Annotated in this window: 16 protein-coding genes; 9 read left to right on the top strand and 7 right to left on the bottom strand. The window is 68.3% G+C overall.

All coding sequences use genetic code 11. The annotated features are described in order from the left end of the window. Window positions 1-39: 39 nt before the first annotated feature. Window positions 40-1,779, bottom strand: coding sequence for a D-apionate lactonase family protein (locus tag QFZ27_RS34705; protein ID WP_429231147.1), 1,740 nt, complete (start codon window positions 1,777-1,779; stop codon window positions 40-42). Window positions 1,780-1,923: 144 nt separating this feature from the next. On the opposite strand from QFZ27_RS34705, the gene nanR reads away from it, so the two are divergent. From nanR to QFZ27_RS34665, 8 genes are all read left to right on the top strand, one after another. Further along, window positions 1,924-2,631, top strand: coding sequence for a transcriptional regulator NanR (gene nanR, locus QFZ27_RS34700; RefSeq protein ID WP_429231145.1), 708 nt, complete (start codon window positions 1,924-1,926; stop codon window positions 2,629-2,631). After that, complete coding sequence (locus QFZ27_RS34695; RefSeq protein ID WP_429231143.1) at window positions 2,631-2,936, top strand: putative quinol monooxygenase; 306 nt, start codon at window positions 2,631-2,633, stop codon at window positions 2,934-2,936. Before nanR ends, QFZ27_RS34695 begins: the two co-directional genes overlap by 1 nt. A 60-nt stretch (window positions 2,937-2,996) precedes the next feature. Further along, window positions 2,997-3,785, top strand: a complete 789-nt coding sequence (locus tag QFZ27_RS34690) for an HpcH/HpaI aldolase family protein (RefSeq protein WP_429231141.1) — start codon at window positions 2,997-2,999, stop codon at window positions 3,783-3,785. Window positions 3,786-3,789: 4 nt separating this feature from the next. After that, window positions 3,790-4,845, top strand: a complete 1,056-nt coding sequence (locus QFZ27_RS34685; RefSeq protein ID WP_429231139.1) for an NAD(P)-dependent oxidoreductase — start codon at window positions 3,790-3,792, stop codon at window positions 4,843-4,845. Between the two features lie 85 nt (window positions 4,846-4,930). Next, complete coding sequence (locus QFZ27_RS34680) at window positions 4,931-6,586, top strand: extracellular solute-binding protein (RefSeq protein WP_309793877.1); 1,656 nt, start codon at window positions 4,931-4,933, stop codon at window positions 6,584-6,586. A gap of 64 nt (window positions 6,587-6,650) precedes the next feature. Continuing rightward, the gene (locus QFZ27_RS34675; protein ID WP_429231137.1) at window positions 6,651-7,589 is read left to right on the top strand and encodes a carbohydrate ABC transporter permease; all 939 of its coding nucleotides are present in this window, start codon (window positions 6,651-6,653) and stop codon (window positions 7,587-7,589) included. Next, a complete protein-coding gene (locus QFZ27_RS34670) occupies window positions 7,589-8,449 on the top strand; it encodes a carbohydrate ABC transporter permease (RefSeq protein WP_309793879.1) in 861 nt (286 codons plus the stop codon). The genes QFZ27_RS34675 and QFZ27_RS34670 overlap by 1 nt, the downstream gene beginning before the upstream one ends. A gap of 13 nt (window positions 8,450-8,462) precedes the next feature. Then, on the top strand, window positions 8,463-9,563 hold the full coding sequence (locus QFZ27_RS34665) for an ABC transporter ATP-binding protein (RefSeq protein WP_429231136.1): 1,101 nt from the start codon (window positions 8,463-8,465) through the stop codon (window positions 9,561-9,563). A gap of 48 nt (window positions 9,564-9,611) precedes the next feature. Here QFZ27_RS34665 and QFZ27_RS34660 read toward each other — a convergent pair whose 3' ends face one another. The 6 genes from QFZ27_RS34660 to QFZ27_RS34635 form a co-directional block, all read right to left on the bottom strand. Further along, window positions 9,612-11,240, bottom strand: coding sequence for a GMC family oxidoreductase (locus QFZ27_RS34660; RefSeq protein WP_429231135.1), 1,629 nt, complete (start codon window positions 11,238-11,240; stop codon window positions 9,612-9,614). Between the two features lie 7 nt (window positions 11,241-11,247). Next, window positions 11,248-12,336 carry a mandelate racemase/muconate lactonizing enzyme family protein gene (locus QFZ27_RS34655; protein ID WP_429231134.1) on the bottom strand — a complete coding sequence of 363 codons (1,089 nt, stop codon included), beginning with the start codon at window positions 12,334-12,336 and terminating at the stop codon, window positions 11,248-11,250. Between the two features lie 28 nt (window positions 12,337-12,364). After that, entirely contained in the window at window positions 12,365-13,357 is a 993-nt protein-coding gene (locus QFZ27_RS34650; RefSeq protein WP_429231132.1) for an ABC transporter permease, read from the bottom strand. Next, window positions 13,350-14,348 (bottom strand): ABC transporter permease, encoded by a 999-nt coding sequence (locus QFZ27_RS34645; RefSeq protein WP_429231130.1) that lies wholly within the window; start codon window positions 14,346-14,348, stop codon window positions 13,350-13,352. The genes QFZ27_RS34650 and QFZ27_RS34645 overlap by 8 nt, the downstream gene beginning before the upstream one ends. Next, entirely contained in the window at window positions 14,345-15,907 is a 1,563-nt protein-coding gene (locus QFZ27_RS34640) for a sugar ABC transporter ATP-binding protein (protein ID WP_429231129.1), read from the bottom strand. The genes QFZ27_RS34645 and QFZ27_RS34640 overlap by 4 nt, the downstream gene beginning before the upstream one ends. Window positions 15,908-15,989: 82 nt before the next feature. After that, window positions 15,990-17,174 carry an ABC transporter substrate-binding protein gene (locus QFZ27_RS34635; protein ID WP_429231127.1) on the bottom strand — a complete coding sequence of 395 codons (1,185 nt, stop codon included), beginning with the start codon at window positions 17,172-17,174 and terminating at the stop codon, window positions 15,990-15,992. An 81-nt stretch (window positions 17,175-17,255) separates the two neighbouring features. On the opposite strand from QFZ27_RS34635, the gene QFZ27_RS34630 reads away from it, so the two are divergent. After that, a complete protein-coding gene (locus QFZ27_RS34630; RefSeq protein ID WP_429231125.1) occupies window positions 17,256-18,050 on the top strand; it encodes an FCD domain-containing protein in 795 nt (264 codons plus the stop codon). The last annotated feature ends 91 nt before the right edge of the window (window positions 18,051-18,141 follow it).

Here is an 18,141-nt window from a genome sequence, read left to right as displayed (position 1 = left end):
GGATCGCAACCCGCTACAATTGCCTGTCGGGCCGATCCGTCACTTGGGGCGGAGCAGCCAGCAGACCGCGAAGGGACCGATGTCGAGTCCCTCGACCGGATGCTCGACGAAGCCGTTCGGCATCAGCACCTCGGCGCTCCGCCAGCCTCCCTCGGGCAGCGCCAAGGCGATGCGCTCGTTCCGAAGATGGGCGATGCAGAGCGCATCGTGGTCGACCATCTCGATCAGAAGGCCGCGCAGGCGCGGATGGCCGGTCCAGTGCAGGGCCGATGCCGGCCGGCCCGCACAATGCGACAGGCGGCTCAGGAGGTGCGCCGCCGGTGTCCAGGCACCGTCATCGGCAATCAGCCCTTTCGGCCCTGACGGTTCGAAGAACGCCAACGTCTCGACGTCGGGGTCGAGGAAGCCCGCGACGGTGCCGGCCAGCCAGGCGGCGGCGATGACCTGTCCTTGCCGTGGATCCGGCGCGGCGGAGCGACGGCGGCCTTCGGGCGAGGCGGCATTCGGGTTGGTGCGCAGGCCCAGCGTCATCGGACCGATCTGAAGGCGCCGGACCGGGAGCTTGGCCTTGGCGGAGGCGAGGATCTCCTCCAGCGGCTCGGTGGTCTCGCCGATGGTGTCGTCGTCCGACCCATGCACCGTGGGATTGGACGTCCAGGCCAGATAGTCCCCCGCCGGCCAACGGGTCATGCGGTTGAGCTCGGTGAAGAAGGCCCCCGTACCCGCCCCGATGATGGTGCCGGGCAGGATCTCCCGGGCCGCCGCGACGGCCGCATCATCGGCGTCCCATAGCGAAACGCCGATGGCCGGCCGGTCGATCAGGATCGGCGCCAGACCTTCCAGGATCGCGCGGGAGCCGGCCGCGGCGCCGCCTCTGATATCGATGCGCAGCGGTCCCGGCACGGCCGAGACCTTCGCGCGCACCTCCTCCAGCCAGGCGGGTTCGGACGGGTCGATCTCGATCGCGGTGAAGCCAAGGCCAAGGGGGCGGATGGTGTCGGCCTGTGCAACTGCGATCGGGCCGGGCGGCAGGCTGGTGCCGAGAACGGGAAACGGTGCCGTCTTCCGGACGGCTGGCCCGCTGTCCTGCGCGGGTACGGCCGCGGTCGCCCGGGACAGAATCTCGAGCCTGACGACCTGCTCGACGGCCGACGACGGATCGATCCGGTACGGATAGGGGCGGGCGAGGGGCCGGCAATAGGTCTTGTACGAGGCATCGGTCCAGTTGCGCTGGTCCTCGGTCTCGAACACCTCGCCCTCGAACACCAGGCGCAGGCGATGGCCGGCCGCGGTCTCGTATTCCATCGCGGCGATGTCGAAGAACGGCTGGTGCGGCGAGACCAGGTCGGGGAACCGCGTCTCCTCGATCCGGCCGTCCGCATGGGTCACGGCCACCGGGCGGCCGCGGGCGGCCCCCAGGCTGTGGAGCACGACGAAGCCGGTCCGGTTGGTGTCGAAGCCGGATGCCGACGAGGCCCGGGCCCTGGCCTCGACCATGCGGTCGGTGACGGTCCAGTTGACCGTCCAGGCCAGGTCGCCTGCGGCCGGGTCGACGGAACCTCCCGCGGTCGCCGTCACCCGCCCGTCCTGCCGCTGCAGGAGAGCTTCCGCGGGCAGATCCGCCGTCCCCCAGTTGACGTCGCGCACGACGAAGCCGATGCCGCGGAACAGCTCCTCCCCATCGAGAGTGATCTCGCGGGCGAAGGCGCCGTTGCGGTCGAGCCGGAGATCGAGCCCGCCTTGGGAGAGGCGCCCGGAAGAAGATGCGTCCGCAGTCATGCTCGACCTCCTGACAGTTCGGGTGAAGCGAGTGACGGAACGGGCGAAGCCTCGCCCACCGCCGCGATGCAGCATGGAATCCCTTTGACGAGGGCGCGTCGGCGCGCCTAGCGTAGCGCGAGACTGGTATCAAAGGTATACCAAATGGCCACGGTCGCGATCCGTCGCCGCAAGCTGTACGAGGATGTGGCGGAGCATCTGGAGCGCATGATCCAGGACGGCTCCTACGCGCCGTCGGATCTCCTCCCATCGGAACGCGACCTGATGCGGCAGTTCGGGGTCGGCCGCCCGGCCATCCGCGAGGCGCTGTTCCATCTCCGGAAGATGGGGCTGGTGGAACTCCGGTCGGGGGAGCGGGCGCGGGTGACGCAGCCGACGCCGCAATTCGTGATCAGCGCCTTGTCCGGCACGACGCGGCACATGCTCGCCGCACCGGGCGGGGTGCAGAATTTCCAGAGCGCGCGCAGCTTCTTCGAAACCGGCCTTGCCCGCTACGCCGCGTCGCACGCCACCAAGGAGGACCTGTCGGATCTCGAAGCCGCGCTCGCCGCCAACCGGGAGGCGATCGGCGACCTCAAGCGCTTCCAGGAGACCGATGTCGGCTTCCACTACGTGCTGGCGGTGATCCCGCGCAATCCGATCTTCATCGCCATCCACGAAGGGCTGGTCGAGTGGCTGCTGGAGCAGCGCAAGACCACGCTGAGGGCCGGCGGCTACGAGATCGCCTACGAGGCGCACCGGGCGATCTTCGAGGCCGTGACCGCCCGCGATCCCGATCGCGCCGAACGGGCGATGCACGAGCATCTCAACTATGTCGCCCGCCGCTACAACGAAATCGTCGGGGGGGAGTGATGGGGGGCTATGTCGTGCTGGTCGAGTTTCGCTTGAAGAGCGGGTCCCGTGGCGATTTCCGGCCGCTGGTGGACGAGAACGCCAAGACATCGACACGCGACGAGGCCGGGTGCCGTCGTTTCGACGTGATCGAGCCCGCGGGCGATCCCGATGCCGTCCTGCTCTACGAGATCTATGACGATCGCGCCGCCTTCGACGCGCATGTCGCGTCCCGGCACTACGTCAGGTTCGACGCCGCAAGCGCCGGCTACGTGGTCGACAAATCGGTGACGGTTGGCGAACTCGTCTGCGAGGGGGCGCTGTAGAGGTTTCGAAAAACGCCGCCCAGGACCGTCAGGCCGGGCGAAGCAACGGGAGGAACCGGAGTGGCATACGAAGACCTCAGGACCATGGCCGGCACCAAGGCGCCGAAGTTCGGGCACTTCATCGTCGAATTCGCAACGCCCGGCATCGGGCACATCTTGAAGTCGGCGGGCTGCGACTTCGTGCTGTTCGACCTCGAGCACTCAGGCTTCCACTTCGAGACCGTCAAAAGCGCGATGCGCTACTTCGAGGCCGCGCAACTGCCGGCGATCGTGCGGGTCCCGTCGCGCGAATACCACCACATCGCCCGGGCAATGGACATGGGGGCAGAAGGGCTGATGCTGCCGATGGTCGGGTCGGCCGCCGAGGCGCGCGAGATCGTGCGGTCGATGAAGTACCATCCGGCCGGCGGGCGGGGCGTCGCCCTCCAGGTCGCGCATGACCGGTACAGGCCCGGTGCCGTGACCGAGAAGTTCGCCGCCGCGAACCGGCGCTCCACCCTGTTCTGCCAGATCGAGACGGCGGACGGCGTGAAGAATGCGGAGGAGATCGCCGCCACCGAGGGCGTCGATGCGCTCTGGGTGGGGCATTTCGACCTGTCCGTCTCGCTCGGCATCCCGGGCCAGTTCGACCATCCCGACTTCAGGAACGCCATCGACCGGACCATCGCGGCCTGCGAGAAGCACAAGAAGGCGCTGGGCCGCCTGGTGCCGACGGTCGCGCAGGGCATCGAGCTCAACGCCGCGGGCTTCGACTTCATCTGCTACTCGGGCGATGTCTGGGTGCTGCACGATGCGCTGGCGGATGCGATCACGCGTCTGCGTGAAGGCGCGAAGACCGGGCGGGGCTAGGGCGATGGCCGGACCGTTCCGCGTCGCGCTGTCGGGCGATTTCCGCAAGCCCGACGGAACGCCGACCTATCCGGACTTCGATCTCGCGCCGCTTCGCTCGGCGCCCGGGGTCGAGATGCTGTTCCTGGACGTCGCCGACCCGTTGCGCGCGGAGCATCTGGAGGATGTCGACGCGCTGATCCTGCTGACCCACCGCTTCACCGCGGAAAGCGTGCCCAGGAGCGGCCGCCTCGCCGTCGTCGCCCGCTTCGGCGTCGGCTACGACACGGTGGATGTGGACGCCTGCACCCGGGCCGGCATCGCGCTCGTGATCACGCCGGACGGGGTGCGCCGGCCGGTCGCGGTGTCGATCATCACGCTCATGCTGGCGCTCACCGGCAAGCTGCTGGTCAAGGACCGGCTGACGCGCGAGGCCGCGGCCGGCTTCGCCAGGCGGTCCGAACACATGGGCATGGGCCTCGTCGGGCGCACGCTCGGCTCGCTCGGGATCGGCAATATCGGCGCCGAGATGTTCCGGATGGCCAGGCCGTTCGACATGACATTCATCGCCCATGACCCCGCGGCGGATCCGGCCGTGGCGGCGGAGCTGGGCATCGAGCTCGTCGGGCTCGACGACGTGTTCCGCCGCGCCGACATCCTCTCGGTCAGCTGTCCCCTGACCCCGCAGACCCATCATCTCGTCAATGCCGACCGGATCGCGCTGATGAAGCCGACGGCCTATGTGATCAACACCGCGCGCGGGCCGATCGTGGACCAGGCAGCGCTGACGCAGGCCCTGCAGGCACGGCGGATCGCCGGCGCCGGGCTCGACGTGCTGGAGCAGGAGCCGCCGGACCCGGACGACCCGATCCTCAAGCTCGACAACGCCATCCTGACACCGCACGCCCTGTGCTGGACCGACCAGTGCTTCGCCGGCAACGGCGCCGCGGATGTCCGCGCCGTGCTGGAGGTGCAGCGGGGGCGGGTGCCGCGGGGCGTGGTCAACCGCGCTGTGCTCGACGCGCCCCGCTGGCGCGAAAGGCTGGCGGAATTCGGCCGGCGCTTCGGCGCGGGACCTTGAGGACGACGCTCCCCTCCAAAAGGGGAGAGATCGATGGAAAGCAGCCGGCGCTGACGACCGGTGGATCCAGGGAGGACTGGCGAGCATGAACGATCGGACGAGACGCGAATTCGAAGCCGGCCTGGCAGCCGACGTCGACGCCTGGCTGCGGGGCGAGCCCACCCGGCGCAGCTTCATCAAGAGATTCGGACAGATGACCGGGATGCTGGCCGTGTCCGGGCCGCTGCTGGCCTCGATCAGCCGCTCGGCCCTGGCCCAGGCGGCCGCCCAGCTGGCGGATCCGTCGACGCCGCTCGGCCAGGCCCAGGCGGCGGCCCTCAAGGCCTCCACGGAGGGGCCGGCGGATGGTTCGGCCTATCGCGCCGTGCAGGCCGCCAAGCAGTTCCCGGACGTGACCCTGACCATGACCTACGAGTCCGGGCTTCAGGCGCTCGACCCGCGGCATTTCTCCGGGCCGCTGTGGGAACAGCTGACCGGGATGAAGTCGAATGTGGTCGAGCTGTCGCATCCCGACCAGTACTCGAAGCCCGTCGCCGAGCACATCGCCGGGTCCGGGGCCTACGACATCCTCGACATCGAGCCAGCCTGGACCCCGTCGCTCGCCGATGGCGGCGTCATCGCGCCGCTCGACGACTATATCGCCAAGCACATGAACAAGGCGGATTTCGACGATTATCACCCCCTGTTCAAGGCGTTGCCCACCTACAAGGGCAAGATCTGGGGCGTGTTCGACGACGGCGACATGTTCGCCCTCTACTACCGCAAGGATGTCTTCGACGATCCGAAGCTCAAGGACGCCTACAGCCAGAAGTTCGGCAAGCCGCTGGCGGTCCCGAAAACCTGGGAGGACTATGCCCAGGTCGCCCAGTTCATCACCGACCAGATGGCGCCCAACCTCTATGGGGCGGGACACTTCCGCAAGGCCGGCAGTCCGGGCAACCAGTACGACTTCCTGCAGCAGTTCCGGGCGAACCGGGGCGAGCTGTTCGACGGCGACATGAAGGCCGGGCTGGCCTCGGCCGCCGGCATCAAGACGCTGGAGAACATGATCGCCGCCAACAAGGCGTCGATCCCCGGCAACAACGAGCTGGATGCCGTGTCGCTCTGGGCCGCCTTCCTGCAGGGCAAGGTGGCGATGATCTATTCCTGGCCGCCCAGCGGCCGGATGGCGGCGAACTATTCGCAGAGCGATGCCGCCATCAACTTCATCCCGCGCTCCACCATCGCCGGCAAGGTCGGCTACGCCGTCGTGCCGGGCAATCCGGAGCATGCGACCGGCTACAGCAAGGCGCTCGCCGCCGATTCCGAGAATCCGGAGGCCGCCTACCTGTTCATGCAATGGGCGACCTCCCCGCCGGTGTCGCTGGCCCGCACCATGCTGCCCTATGCGCTGCGGGATCCCTACCGGCTGTCGCACTACAAGTCGGAGCTGTACGGCGCCCTCTGGCCGGATGCGAAGGACTACCTTGCCAACCTCTGCAACTCGGCCAATGTCGGGTTGCTCGACATGATCATGCCCGGCTGGCAGGACTACGCGCTCAGCCTGGATCGGATGTGCTCCTCGGTCTGGGCCGGCACCGATCCCAAGGCCGCGCTCGAGACCGCGGCGGCGGAGTGGGACCAGACGACCGAGCGCCTGGGCACCGACAGCCAGAAGGCGTTCTACGCGGAATACAAGAAGCTGCCCGGCTCCTCGGCCGACCACACGGTCGAGGCGCTCGGGATGGCCGTGAAGCTGTGACGGCGCGGGCGGCGGCGGGCCTCGGCTTCGCCGCCGCCATCCTGCATCATCCACGGACAGCCGCATGACGACCGACGCCACCTCGATCGCTCCGCCCCGGCGCCTGCCGCGCCGACGAGCCGGCTTGTCCGAATGGAGCGACCGCCACTTCAAATGGCTGCTCGTCGTCCCGGCGGTGCTGCTGATCCTGTCCCTGTCGATCTATCCGCTGGTCTTCTCGCTCTGGGTGTCCTTCGTCAATTATGACTTCCAGATCCCCGGGCACGCCTTCGTCGGCCTGAAGAACTTCTCGATGGTGGTCTTCGATCCGGTGGCGCGGTGGTCGCTGGTCCTGACGATCCTGCTGTCGGCGGCGAACGTCGCCATCGAGCTGGTGCTGGGCCTGGCGCTGGCGCTGGCGATGGTCCGCAGCTTCCCGGGCCGCGGCCTGGTCATGTCCGTCCTGATCATCCCGCTGTTCATCAGCCCGGTGATCGTCGGCCAGGCCTGGGCCCTGCTGCTGCAGCGCCCCTTCGGGCCGATGAACTACCTGCTCGGCGAGCTCCTCGGGCGTGAGGTGACGATCGGCTGGCTGACCGAGAGCCCGTGGCTCTACTTCGCCCTGATCCTCGCCGATGTGTGGCAATGGACGCCGTTCATGTTCGTGATCCTGCTTGCGGGGCTCACGGCGATCCCGCCCAACCTCTATGAGGCGGCCGAGCTCGACGGCGTCGACGGCTGGCAGGCATTCCGGCTGATCACGCTGCCGCAGATCGCCCCGATCATCATGCTGGCGATCACCTTCCGCCTGCTCGACGCGGTGCGCCTGTTCGACACCATCTTCATCATGACCGCGGGCGGGCCGGGCACGAAGACCTACACCAGCTCCTTCTACCTCTACACCGTCGGCTTCACCCAGTTCCACCTGTCGCAGGCGACGGCGGGAAGCTGGATCCTCCTGATCCTGACCGCCCTGCTGGTCGGGCTTCTGGTGAAGCGCCTGGTGAAATCGGAGCCGGCCTGATGACGCAGACCCTGACGACGCGGCGTGCCATTCCCCGCAGGCGACGCCGCCGGCCGGCGATCGGCCGCTTCGTGTTCCTCGGCCTGTTCATGCTCTTCGTGCTGGCGCCGATCTACTGGATGTTCGTCACCTCGATCAAGCCGAGCGACGACTACCTGGCCATTCCGCCGGTGTGGTTCCCGGCGGAGCCGACCACGGTGCACTACACGGCCGCGCTGTTCGCCTATCGCGGGCTGCAGGGCATCGTCAACAGCCTGGTCGTGTCGCTGGCGGCGACGGTCCTGTCGGTTCTGGTCGGCACGTCGATGGCCTACAGCCTCGCCCGCTTCAACACCGGCGGGAAGCACCTGTCCTTCTGGATCCTGTCGCAGCGCTTCCTGCCGCCGATCGCCGTGGTGCTGCCGATCTTCCTGATCTACCGCAGCGTGGGCCTGCACGACACGCGGCTCGGCCTGATCATCGCCTATACCGTCTTCACCCTGCCGGTGTCGGTCTGGATGATGCTGGCCTATTTCCGCAGCATGCCGCGTTCGATGGAGGATGCGGCGCTGGTCGACGGCTGCACGCAGTGGCAGGCCTTCTGGCAGGTCGCGGTGCCGCTGGCGGCGCCCGGCATCGTCGCCGCCGCGGTCTTCGCCTTCATCGCCTGCTGGACCGAGTTCTTCTTCGCCCTGGTCCTGACCAGCCGCTCGGCCTTCACGCTGCCGACGGTGTTCCGGGCCTTTCTCGGGTTCCAGGGTGCCCAGTACGGCGAGGCGAGCGCCCTCGCCATCGTCTCTCTCGCGCCGTCGATCGCGCTCGGCGTGCTGGCGCAGCGGCATCTGGTGCGCGGGCTGACGCTCGGCGCCGTGCGTGGATGAAAGGGGCTCGCCGATGGCCGACGTCAAGATCAGCGGGCTGCACAAGCGCTTCGGCCCGTTCCATGCCGTTCAGGGCATCGACCTCGAGATCGCCGACGGCGAGTTCACGGTGCTGGTCGGCCCCTCCGGCTGCGGCAAGAGCACCCTGCTGCGGACCATCGCCGGGCTGGAGGGCATCAGCGAGGGCACCATCGAGATCGGCGGCGAGGTGGTCAACGACATGCGGCCGCGCGACCGCGACGTGGCCATGGTGTTCCAGGACTACGCCCTGTATCCGCATCTGACGGTCGAGCGGAACATCGGGTTCGGGCTGCGGGCGCGGAAGATGCCGGCGGATGAGATCGGCCGGCGCGTCGGCCGGGTTGCCGGGATGCTCGGCATCACGCCGCTGCTCGGCCGCTATCCGCGGCAATTGTCGGGCGGCCAGCGGCAGCGCGTCGCCATCGGCCGCGCCATCGTGCGCGAGCCGCAGATCTTCCTGTTCGACGAGCCATTATCCAATCTCGACGCGCAGCTGCGCGACGAGATGCGCGGCGAGATCAAGCGCCTGCACCAGGACATCGCCACGACGATGATCTATGTCACCCACGACCAGATCGAGGCGATGACGCTGGCCGACAGGATCGTTCTCATGCGCGACGGCCGGATCGAGCAGATGGGGTCGCCGGCCGAGCTGTTCGAACGGCCGGTCTCGCTCTTCGTCGCGGGGTTCCTCGGTTCGCCGAGGATGAGCTTCCTGCCCGGCAGCGTGACACGTGCAGACGGCAAGGCCGGCATCCTGGTGGACGGCCGGGAGGTTCCGCTGCCTTTGCCGGCGGGTCGCCTTTCGGATGTGACAGAGGCCGGGACCCGCGTGCTGCTCGGGCTTCGGCCGGAGCATGTGGTGCGAGCGCGGGACGAGGGGGCCGCGCCGGGCGCGATCCGGATCGACGCGACCATCGAATTGCTCCAGCCAACCGGTTCCCGGACCTTCGCGACCTTCCGCCTGGGCGCCGCGCAGGCCATGGCGGAGCTGCAAGCCCATGACGTCGGCTCCGCAGGCGAAACCATCGGGCTCGAGATCAACCTGAACCGGGCCTCCGTGTTCGACGCGGGAACGGAGCGGGCCTTGTAGACCGGCAGTCGGAACGGTTCCTCGAACTCAGCAGCGGTGCTCCGGATCTCACTGCTTCTGCCCGGCCATGATGAACTCGGCGCATCGGCTTCCCATCATCAGCGCCGGTGCGTTCGTGTTGCCGGCATTGATGTTCGGCATCGCCGAGAGGTCGCAGACACGCAGGCCTTCGATGCCGCGGACACGCAGCCGTGGGTCGAGAACGGCCAGCCGGTCGCCGGTCGGCCCCATCCGGCAGGTCCCGCTGGGATGATAGTTCGTCTTCACGAAGCGCCGGCAGTGCTCCATGACGGCTTCGTCGCTGAGATCCCTGGGGTCGGGAATGGCCACCCGCGCGATGTGATCCGACAGCGGCCGCGTCTGGAAAGCACGCAGAAAGAAGCGCTGGCCCTCGATCATGGCACGGGCATCGGCGGGATCCTTCAGCAGATTGGGCGAGACGAGGGGCATGTCGGCCGGATTCGCCGAGGCCAGCCGCACGAAGCCGCGCGACCGCGGCTTCACCACCACGGTCGTCACGGTGAGCCCGTAAGTGTCCTCGACCAGGCCGAGCGTGTCCCGGTCGACATAGACAATGGGTACGCAGAAGGCCTGGATGGTCGGTTCGGCCCCTGGATCGGTTGGGTTCACGAAGGCGCCGGCCTCCACCCCAGCCGAGGTGATCGGCCCGGTGCCGAACAGCTTGAACTGCAGGCCGTTCAACAGCATGCGCCAGCCGACGCTCTGCTTGTGGTAGCCGTGAGGCCCGTTGGCCATGGCGACGATCGGCACCTCCGGATGGTCGATCAGGTTCTCGCCGACACCCGGCAGGTCGACGATGCAGTCGATCCCGTGCTCCCGCAACTGGTCGGCCGGCCCGATGCCCGACAGCATCAGCAGCTGCGGCGTGACCAGCGCACCGGCCGCGACGATCACCTCGGCTTCCGCGAAGGCTGTCTGCTCCCGGCCCGCGGCATCGCGATAGGTCACCCCGGCCGCCCGGCCCGCGGCGATCTCGATGCGCCGGACCCGTGCGTTCAGCCGGACCGCCAACCTGGGGTCGCCTTGCAGTGGCGCGATGAAGGCATAGGCCGCGCTGCTGCGCTTTCCGCGGCGGTTCATGAACTGGTAGAAGCCGACGCCCCGCTGGCCCGGCCCGTTGAAGTCGTGGTTGAAGGGCTCGCCGAGCGCCTGCACGCTCTGCACGAACCAGCGCGAGACATCGTTGATATGGCCGGGATCCGACACCAGCAGCGGCCCGTCCGCGCCGTGCCGCTCGTCGTTGAGCCGGTTGTTGCCCTCCATGCCGCGGAAGTGGGGCAGCACGTCCGCCCAGGTCCAGCCCGGATAATCGTTGTCGCCGCGCAGCAGCTGGTGCCACGCGTCATAGTCCGACGGCCGGCCGCGCATATAGACCTGGGCGTTCACCGACGAGCCGCCCCCGAGCACATTCGCCTGGGGGATGTCATGCATCCGGCCGTTCAGATGCTCCTGCGGCACCGTGCGGTGATAGCGCATGAACTTGCTGCCGTTGATCATCTTGAAGATGCCCGGCGGCATGTCGAGCAGGGGGTGCCGGTGGGAGTGGCCGGCCTCGAGCAGGAGCACGCGGGCGCCGGCCTCCTTGACGAGGCGGGCCGCGGCGACGCAGCCGGAGGAACCGCCCCCGACGACGATATAGTCGAAACGCTCGGTCATCGTTCGGTCAGGCTCTGATCTTGTCCAGCCCCGCCCAGTCGAAGGCGATGCCGTGTCCCGGCCGGTCCGGCGCGATGGCGAAGCCCTCCTCGACCCGCAATGGTTCGGCAATGTAGCGCTCGAGCCCGAAGCCGTGGGCTTCGAGGAAGCTGCGATTCGGGCAGGCGGCGAGCAGATGCACAGTCACGTCATGCGCGCCGTGCGTCGTCACCGGAAGGTTGAAGGCCTCGGCCAGCCGGGCGATCTTCATGAAGGGCGTGACGCCGCCGCAATTGGTCACGTCCGGCTCGGGATAGGTCACGGCTTCGGCGGCGATGTACTGCTTGAACTCCCATAACGTGCGGAGGTTCTCCCCGGCCGCGATCGGCACCCCGCCGTCGCGCACGATGCGGGCGTGGCCGGCCGGATCGTCCGGGATGGTCGGCTCCTCGATCCAGGTCAGATCATAGGGCTGCAGGGCCCGGGCAGCGCGGATCGCCTGGTCCACCGTCCATTTCATGTTGGCGTCGACCATCAGGGGGAACTCCTCTCCCAGATGCGCGCGCATCGCCTTCACCCGGGCCACATCCTCGCCGAGACGCTCGCGGCCGACCTTCATCTTGATGGCGCGGAAGCCCTTGGCGAGATTGCCGTCGGTCTGGCGCAGGAGGTCGTCCAGGGGCAGGTCGAGATCGATGCCGCCGGCATAGCACGGCACCTTCGGATCGAACCCGCCGAGGAAATTCCAGAGAGGCAGGCCGGCGCGCCGGGCTTTGAGGTCCCACAACGCCATGTCGAAGGCGGAGATGGCGAGGACGGTCGGCCCGCCGCGGCCGCCATAATGCAGCGCCCACCAAGCCTTCTGCCAAAGCCGTTCGATATGGTCGGCCTCTTCGCCCGCGAAGATCTCCGGCATCTCGCGGGTCAGGATGGCGTCGATCGCTGCCCCGTTCCGACCCACCGTATAGGTGTACCCGACTCCTTCGGCCCCGTCGGCATCGCGGAGGCGCACGGTGTTGAGCTCGAAGGCGCGCATCTCGCCATGCATGCTGTCGGTGAGCACCGTCGAAAGCGGGATGCGGTAGAAGCCGGGCTCGATCGCCGCGAGCTTGGCCATGGCTGTATCCTTACATGCTGCAGGAAGGTCAGAGCGCGTCGTCTCCTCGCGCGACGAGGCGCGACTGGATGATGACGACGAGAAGCAGGAACGCGCCCCGGATCACCGACTGCCAATAGGCGGAGAGGCTGATCCAGCCGAGGCCGTTCTCGAAGTTCAGGATGTTGAAGATCAGGCCGAGCAGCAGCACGCCAGCGAGCGTCGCCCCGACCGAGCCGACGCCGCCGGTCAGCAGCGTGCCCCCGACCACCACCGAGGCGATGGCGAAGAGCTCCCAGCCGGCCCCCTCGATCGGCTGGCCAGCGCCGAACTGGGCCGCCAGGACCACCCCGGCAAGGCCCGCGAGCCCGCCGCTGGCGGTGTAGACGAGCAGCTTCACCCGCCGCACCGGCAGGCCCATGAGACGGGTCGCGTCCTCGGCGCCGCCGACCGCCAGCACGTAGCGGCCATGGGCGGTGAAGTTGAGGATAATCGCACCGGCGGCATAGGCCAGGATGGCGATCCAGGCCGGGGTGGGAAAGCCGAACAGGTCGCCCTGGCCGAGCTCGATGAAGCTCGTGTCGTAGGACACCGACACCGATTGGTTGCCGGCGAGCAGCAACGCCGCCCCGCTCGCGCCGAGCATGGTGGCCAGCGTCGCGATGAAGGGCAGGATGTTGAGCCTGGCAATGACAAAGGCATTGACCAGCCCGACCGCGAGGCCCGCCCCGATCCCGCCGAGCAGGCCCGGCACGATGCCATAGGGCGACAGGAGGGCCGCCACCACGCTGCCGAACGCGGCGGTCGAGCCGACCGAAAGGTCGATGCCGCCGGTCATGATGACGAAGCACATGCCGAGCGCCACGAGCGCGAACATCGAATTGTAGCGCAGCACCGAGAGCACGTTGTAGCTGCCGAGGAAGTTGTCGTATCGCCAGGCGCCGAACAGGATCAGCGCCAGCAGGGCGAGGACCACCCCGTAGCGGCCAACGGCCGGCACGATCGAGCGCCGGGCCGGGCGGCGGATGGCAAGCTCAGCCATGGCTTCTTTGCCTCTGCAGCCAGACGGCGAGGACGATCAGGCCCGCCTTGACCAGGAGCGCCGCCGCGTCCGGCACGCCGTTGGCGAGCAGGGTGTAGCGGACGAGCTGGATGATCAGGGCGCCGACCAGCGTGCCCAGCACCGTCGCCCGCCCGCCGGTCAGCAGCGTGCCGCCGACCGCGACCGCGGCGATGGCGTCAAGTTCCATGCCCAAGCCGACGAGATTGGCGTCGCTCGCCGAATTGATGGCGATGACGATGAGGCCGGCGACGCCCGCGCACAGCCCGCTGATGGCGTAGACCCGCCGCTTTACCCGCGCGGCGGGAATGCCGGCCAGCCGCGCGGCCCGTTCATTGCCGCCGACGGCGAGGATCTCGCGGCCGAACACCGTCCGCCGCAGGGCCCAGGCCGCGGCGATGACGAGGACGACCATCAGGATGGCCTGGAACGGGATGCCGAACACGCGGCCGAGGCCGATGAACTGGAAGTCCGGCGCCTTGAACACCTGCAGATTGCCGTTGGTCATCACCTGCGCGATGCCGCGGCCGGCGATGAACAGGACCAGGGTGGCGATGATCGGCTGGATGCGGAAGCGCGTGATCAGCCAGCCGTTGAACCAGCCGAAGGCGCCCGCGACGAGGACCGGAATCAGGAAGGCGAAGGCGATCGCCAGGGGCTGGGGCAGGGCGGCCAGCCTGCCCATGAAGATGAGCGGCGCGAGCGCGCCGGCGATCGCCATCAGCGATCCGACCGAAAGATCGATACCGCCCGTGGCGATGACCAGCGTCATGCCCACGCCGACGATGACGATGGCGCAGACCTGGGTGAGGTTGACGTTCAGCGTCTGCCAGGTCGCGAAGTTCGGCGTGATCGCCAGGTTGACGACGATGAGAAGGATCAGCGCGACCAAGGCGCCGTGGCGCACCAGCAGCGCGGGAATGTCGAGGCGCCTCGTGCGCGGCGGATTCGGGGTGGCGGCGGCTTCGGTCATGACGCCGCCTCTTCGGCCGGCCCGTGCGCCATGGCGGCCATGACGGCCGGCTCCGACAGGTCTTCCTGCGCGAGCTCGGCGACCGTCCGGCCTTCGCGCAGGACGAAGGCGCGGTCCGCCCCCTCGATCACCTCCTCGAGCTCGGACGAGATCATCAGCACCCCGAGCCCCTCATCGGCGAGCTCGCGGATAAGGGCCTGGATCTCGGCCTTGGCGCCGACGTCGATGCCGCGCGTCGGCTCGTCGAGGATCAGGAGCTTCGGATTCATGCACAGCCAGCGGGCCAGCAGAACCTTCTGCTGGTTGCCGCCGGACAGCTCGCGGATCGGCTGCTCCGGGCTCGCACATTTGATCCCGAGCCGTCGGATGAAGCGGTCCACGATCTCGCGCTGGCGCACCTCGTCGAGAACGCCGCCCTTCGACAGATGCGGCATCAGAGCGAGGGTGAGGTTCTCGCGCACCGACATCGCCGGCACGATGCCGTCGAGCTTGCGATCCTCCGGGCAGAAGCCCATGCCGGCGCGGATCGCGTCGGCCGGCCCTGCGATCGGACCCGCGGCCCCGGCGACGGAGATCGTGCCCGCATCGGCGCGATCGGCGCCGAAGACGACGCGCGCCGTTTCCGACCGCCCGGAGCCGAGGAGGCCCGCGAGACCCACGATCTCGCCGGCGCGCACGTCGATGCTCACGTCGCGGACGCGACGCCCGACCGCCAGATGCTCGACCGTGAGCAGGCGCTCTCCTGCCTTGCCGCTGGCGGTGTCCGCGCCGAAGGCGGTTGCGCCCTCGCGCGCCACCTCGGCCATCTCGCGGCCCAGCATGGTGGTGACGAGAGCGAGCCTGCTCATCTCCCCAAGCGGCCCGGTCCGCACCGTCTGGCCGTCGCGCATCACCGTCACGCGGTCGCAGACGGCATACAGCTCATCCAGCTTGTGGCTGACGAAGATGACGGACACGTCCTCGCGCTTCAGCTGGCGGATGACCTCGAACAGGGTCGCGACCTCCTGGTCGTCCAGCGAGGAGGTCGGCTCGTCCATGACGACCAGACGGGCGTCGAAGCCGATGGCGCGGGCGATCGCCACCATCTGCTGCGTCGCCGTATTGCAGGACATCAGGGGCCGACGGACGTCGACATCCACCTTGAAGCGCGCCAGCAGCGCCTCCGCCTCCCGGTGCATCGCGGGCCAGTCGAGCAGCCCAAACCGCCGCCGCTCCCGGCCGAGGCAGATGTTCTCGGTCACCGAGCGATACGGGACGAGGTTGATCTCCTGGTAGATGGTGCTGATCCCGGCGGCCTGGGCAGCCTGGGGAGAGGCGAATTCGACCGGCGCTCCCTCGAACAGGGTCTCGCCGCTATCCCGCTTATAATAGCCGGTGAGCACCTTGATCAGCGTCGATTTGCCGGCGCCGTTCTGGCCGATGAGCGCGTGCACCTCGCCCCGGCCGACCTCGAGCGAGGCGCCGGCCAGCGCGGCGATGCCGGCGAAACGCTTGTCGATGCCGCGCATGGCGAGCAACGGCGCCGCCGCGATGGACTGCTCGGTCGAGGGGAGTGTCATCTCGTTCTGCCGCTTTCTGGCCGCTCGCCGGCCCCATGAGGGCTGCCCGCCATGGGGTCGGCACCGGCCTCTGCTTTTGCGGTCAGTAGGCTTCGGAAATCAGTTGCGCGGCGTTCGCTTTGTCGAAGAAACGGTCCTCGTTGATCACCTTCGGCGGAATGGTCTCGCCCTTGGCATAGCGCGTCAGGACCTCGAAGGCCTTCGGCCCGAATTTCGGGTTGCACTCGACCGTCGCCAGCATCTTGCCGTCGATAATCGCCTGCAGGGCGTCGCGCGTGCCGTCGACCGACACGATCACCACATCCTTGCCCGGCGCCTTGCCGGCGGCTTCCAGCGCCGCGATCGCACCGATCGCCATCTCGTCATTGTGCGCGTAGATGGCGGTCGCATCCGGATGGGCCTGCAGCAGCGTCTCCGCCACCTGGCGGCCCTTGTCGCGCGCGAAATCGCCGGATTGCGAGGCGATGATCTTCATGCCGGGCCGGTCCTTGATGTAGTCCTCGAAGCCCTTGCGCCGGTCATTGGCCGGCGAGGCGCCGACAGTCCCTTCGAGCTGGATGATCTCGGCTTTGCCGTTCATCGCCTTGTCCAGCGCCTCGGCGGCGCGGCGCCCCTCCTCGACGAAGTCCGAGCCGATGAAGGTGAGATAGTCGCGGCCCGGCTGGGCCAGGGACGGATCGACGCTGCGGTCGAGGAGGATGACCGGGATGCCAGCCCGCTTGGCGGCCATCACCGCCGGGATCAGCGGCTTCTCCTCGCGCGGCGCCAGGAAGATCAGGTCGACGCCCTGCGCGATCATGCTGTTGACGTCGGCGACCTGCTTGGCGGCCGAGCCGGCGGCATCGGTGTAGACGAGCTGGTGGCCGAGCTTCGCCGCCTCCGACTTCATGCTTTCCGTCTGCGCGATGCGCCAAGGGTTGTTGCTCTCCGTCTGGGCGAACCCGACCTTGTACTTCTCCTTGACCGCGAGCTTGGGCAGATCCTGGGCGAGCGCTTGGCCGAAGCCGAACGCCAGCGGCGCAGCGCCGGCCAGAAGCGCCAGGACAATGCGTCTCTTCATCTCGTTTCCTCCCTGTGTGCCTGCGGTGTGCCCGCACGCCATCCTCGAACCGTCCTGCGTGATCGGAACCATGGCCCGACGGCAGGTCCGGACGATCGTTCGTTGTCCACGTCCGGTTCCATTTGGATGAACCAAAGCAAGCCCGAACAGCGACGTCCTGTCAAGGCATCTGCCGAAAGATGGAGTGGCTCCGTCGATCGTGGCCAAGTTTGGTCCGATCAAACTTGACTTCTAGGTGCGGTTCGCTCATTCCAAAAGGAGCAAATGACCGGCGTCCGGGGTGTGTCCATGAACAATGTGCTGACCGAACCGGGTGTGGTGCAGCGGCAGCTCGGCCGCGCCTCGGATGCGCTCGCCGAACGGCTCGCCGCCCTGATCGCGGCCGGCGAATTCGAGGATGGTGACCGGCTACCGCCCGAACGCGACCTGATGCAGCGCTATAGGGTCAGCCGGACCGTGGTACGCGAGGCGATCGCCAGCCTCGCCAATCGCGGCCTGCTCCATACCCGGCCGGGCTTCCGCCCGGTGGTCCGGAAGCCGGACTACGACCGAGCTCTCGACACGATCGGCCAGTTCGTCAAGCACCTGCTTGGCGATGAAACCGGCGTCCGCAACCTGTTCGAGACGCGCATCTTCATTGAGAGCGGGCTTGCGCGCGCCGCCGCCCGGAATGCGCGGAAGCAGGACATCGAGGCACTGGGAGCAGCCCTTGAGCGGAATCGTGCGGCCGTCGGTGACGGCGAGGCCTTCTACGACACCGATGTCGCCTTTCACGCCGTGCTCTACCGGATCCCGCGCAATCCGATCTATCCGGTGCTGCACAAGGCCTACGTGGAATGGCTTATCCGGCACTGGTGCGAAATGCCGCGCGCCGCCGACATCGACCGGCTGAACTTCGCCGGCCACGCCGCGGTGTTCGAAGCCATCGTCGGCAGGGACCCGGACGCGGCCGAACAGGCGATGAGGCGCCACCTGGAAGTGGCCTGGGAACTCGTCCGCTCGACCTTCCCGAACGGAACGGAGGCGGCCAGTGCCGGCGAAGCGACAGGCTCGAAGCCGGACCAGCGCAGCACCCGTCGGTGACAGTGCTGTCCCCGAGCTTGGATACGGAGCCGCCCCTGTCTGGGACTCCGCTTCGATGCCTGCGATGCCGGCCGAGAACCCGGGTTCAGCG

The organism is Inquilinus ginsengisoli (assembly GCF_050434925.1).
Taxonomy (GTDB): Bacteria; Pseudomonadota; Alphaproteobacteria; order DSM-16000; family Inquilinaceae; genus Inquilinus; species Inquilinus ginsengisoli_B.
The sequence above is the reverse complement of the archived record's forward strand: the minus strand, read 5'-3'. Positions and strand labels throughout refer to the sequence as shown.

Bases quoted from the DNA above. Each gene is read 5' to 3' on its own strand.
- QFZ27_RS34705 (WP_429231147.1), bottom strand. From the start codon at position 1,779: ATGACTGCGGACGCATCTTCTTCCGGGCGCCTCTCCCAAGGCGGGCTC.
- QFZ27_RS34675 (WP_429231137.1), top strand. From the start codon at position 6,651: ATGACGACCGACGCCACCTCGATCGCTCCGCCCCGGCGCCTGCCGCGC.
- QFZ27_RS34685 (WP_429231139.1), top strand. From the start codon at position 3,790: ATGGCCGGACCGTTCCGCGTCGCGCTGTCGGGCGATTTCCGCAAGCCC.
- QFZ27_RS34645 (WP_429231130.1), bottom strand. From the start codon at position 14,348: ATGACCGAAGCCGCCGCCACCCCGAATCCGCCGCGCACGAGGCGCCTC.
- QFZ27_RS34660 (WP_429231135.1), bottom strand. From the start codon at position 11,240: ATGACCGAGCGTTTCGACTATATCGTCGTCGGGGGCGGTTCCTCCGGC.
- QFZ27_RS34640 (WP_429231129.1), bottom strand. From the start codon at position 15,907: ATGACACTCCCCTCGACCGAGCAGTCCATCGCGGCGGCGCCGTTGCTC.
- QFZ27_RS34665 (WP_429231136.1), top strand. From the start codon at position 8,463: ATGGCCGACGTCAAGATCAGCGGGCTGCACAAGCGCTTCGGCCCGTTC.
- QFZ27_RS34655 (WP_429231134.1), bottom strand. From the start codon at position 12,336: ATGGCCAAGCTCGCGGCGATCGAGCCCGGCTTCTACCGCATCCCGCTT.
- QFZ27_RS34630 (WP_429231125.1), top strand. From the start codon at position 17,256: ATGAACAATGTGCTGACCGAACCGGGTGTGGTGCAGCGGCAGCTCGGC.
- nanR (WP_429231145.1), top strand. From the start codon at position 1,924: ATGGCCACGGTCGCGATCCGTCGCCGCAAGCTGTACGAGGATGTGGCG.
- QFZ27_RS34670 (WP_309793879.1), top strand. From the start codon at position 7,589: ATGACGCAGACCCTGACGACGCGGCGTGCCATTCCCCGCAGGCGACGC.
- QFZ27_RS34650 (WP_429231132.1), bottom strand. From the start codon at position 13,357: ATGGCTGAGCTTGCCATCCGCCGCCCGGCCCGGCGCTCGATCGTGCCG.
- QFZ27_RS34695 (WP_429231143.1), top strand. From the start codon at position 2,631: ATGGGGGGCTATGTCGTGCTGGTCGAGTTTCGCTTGAAGAGCGGGTCC.
- QFZ27_RS34680 (WP_309793877.1), top strand. From the start codon at position 4,931: ATGAACGATCGGACGAGACGCGAATTCGAAGCCGGCCTGGCAGCCGAC.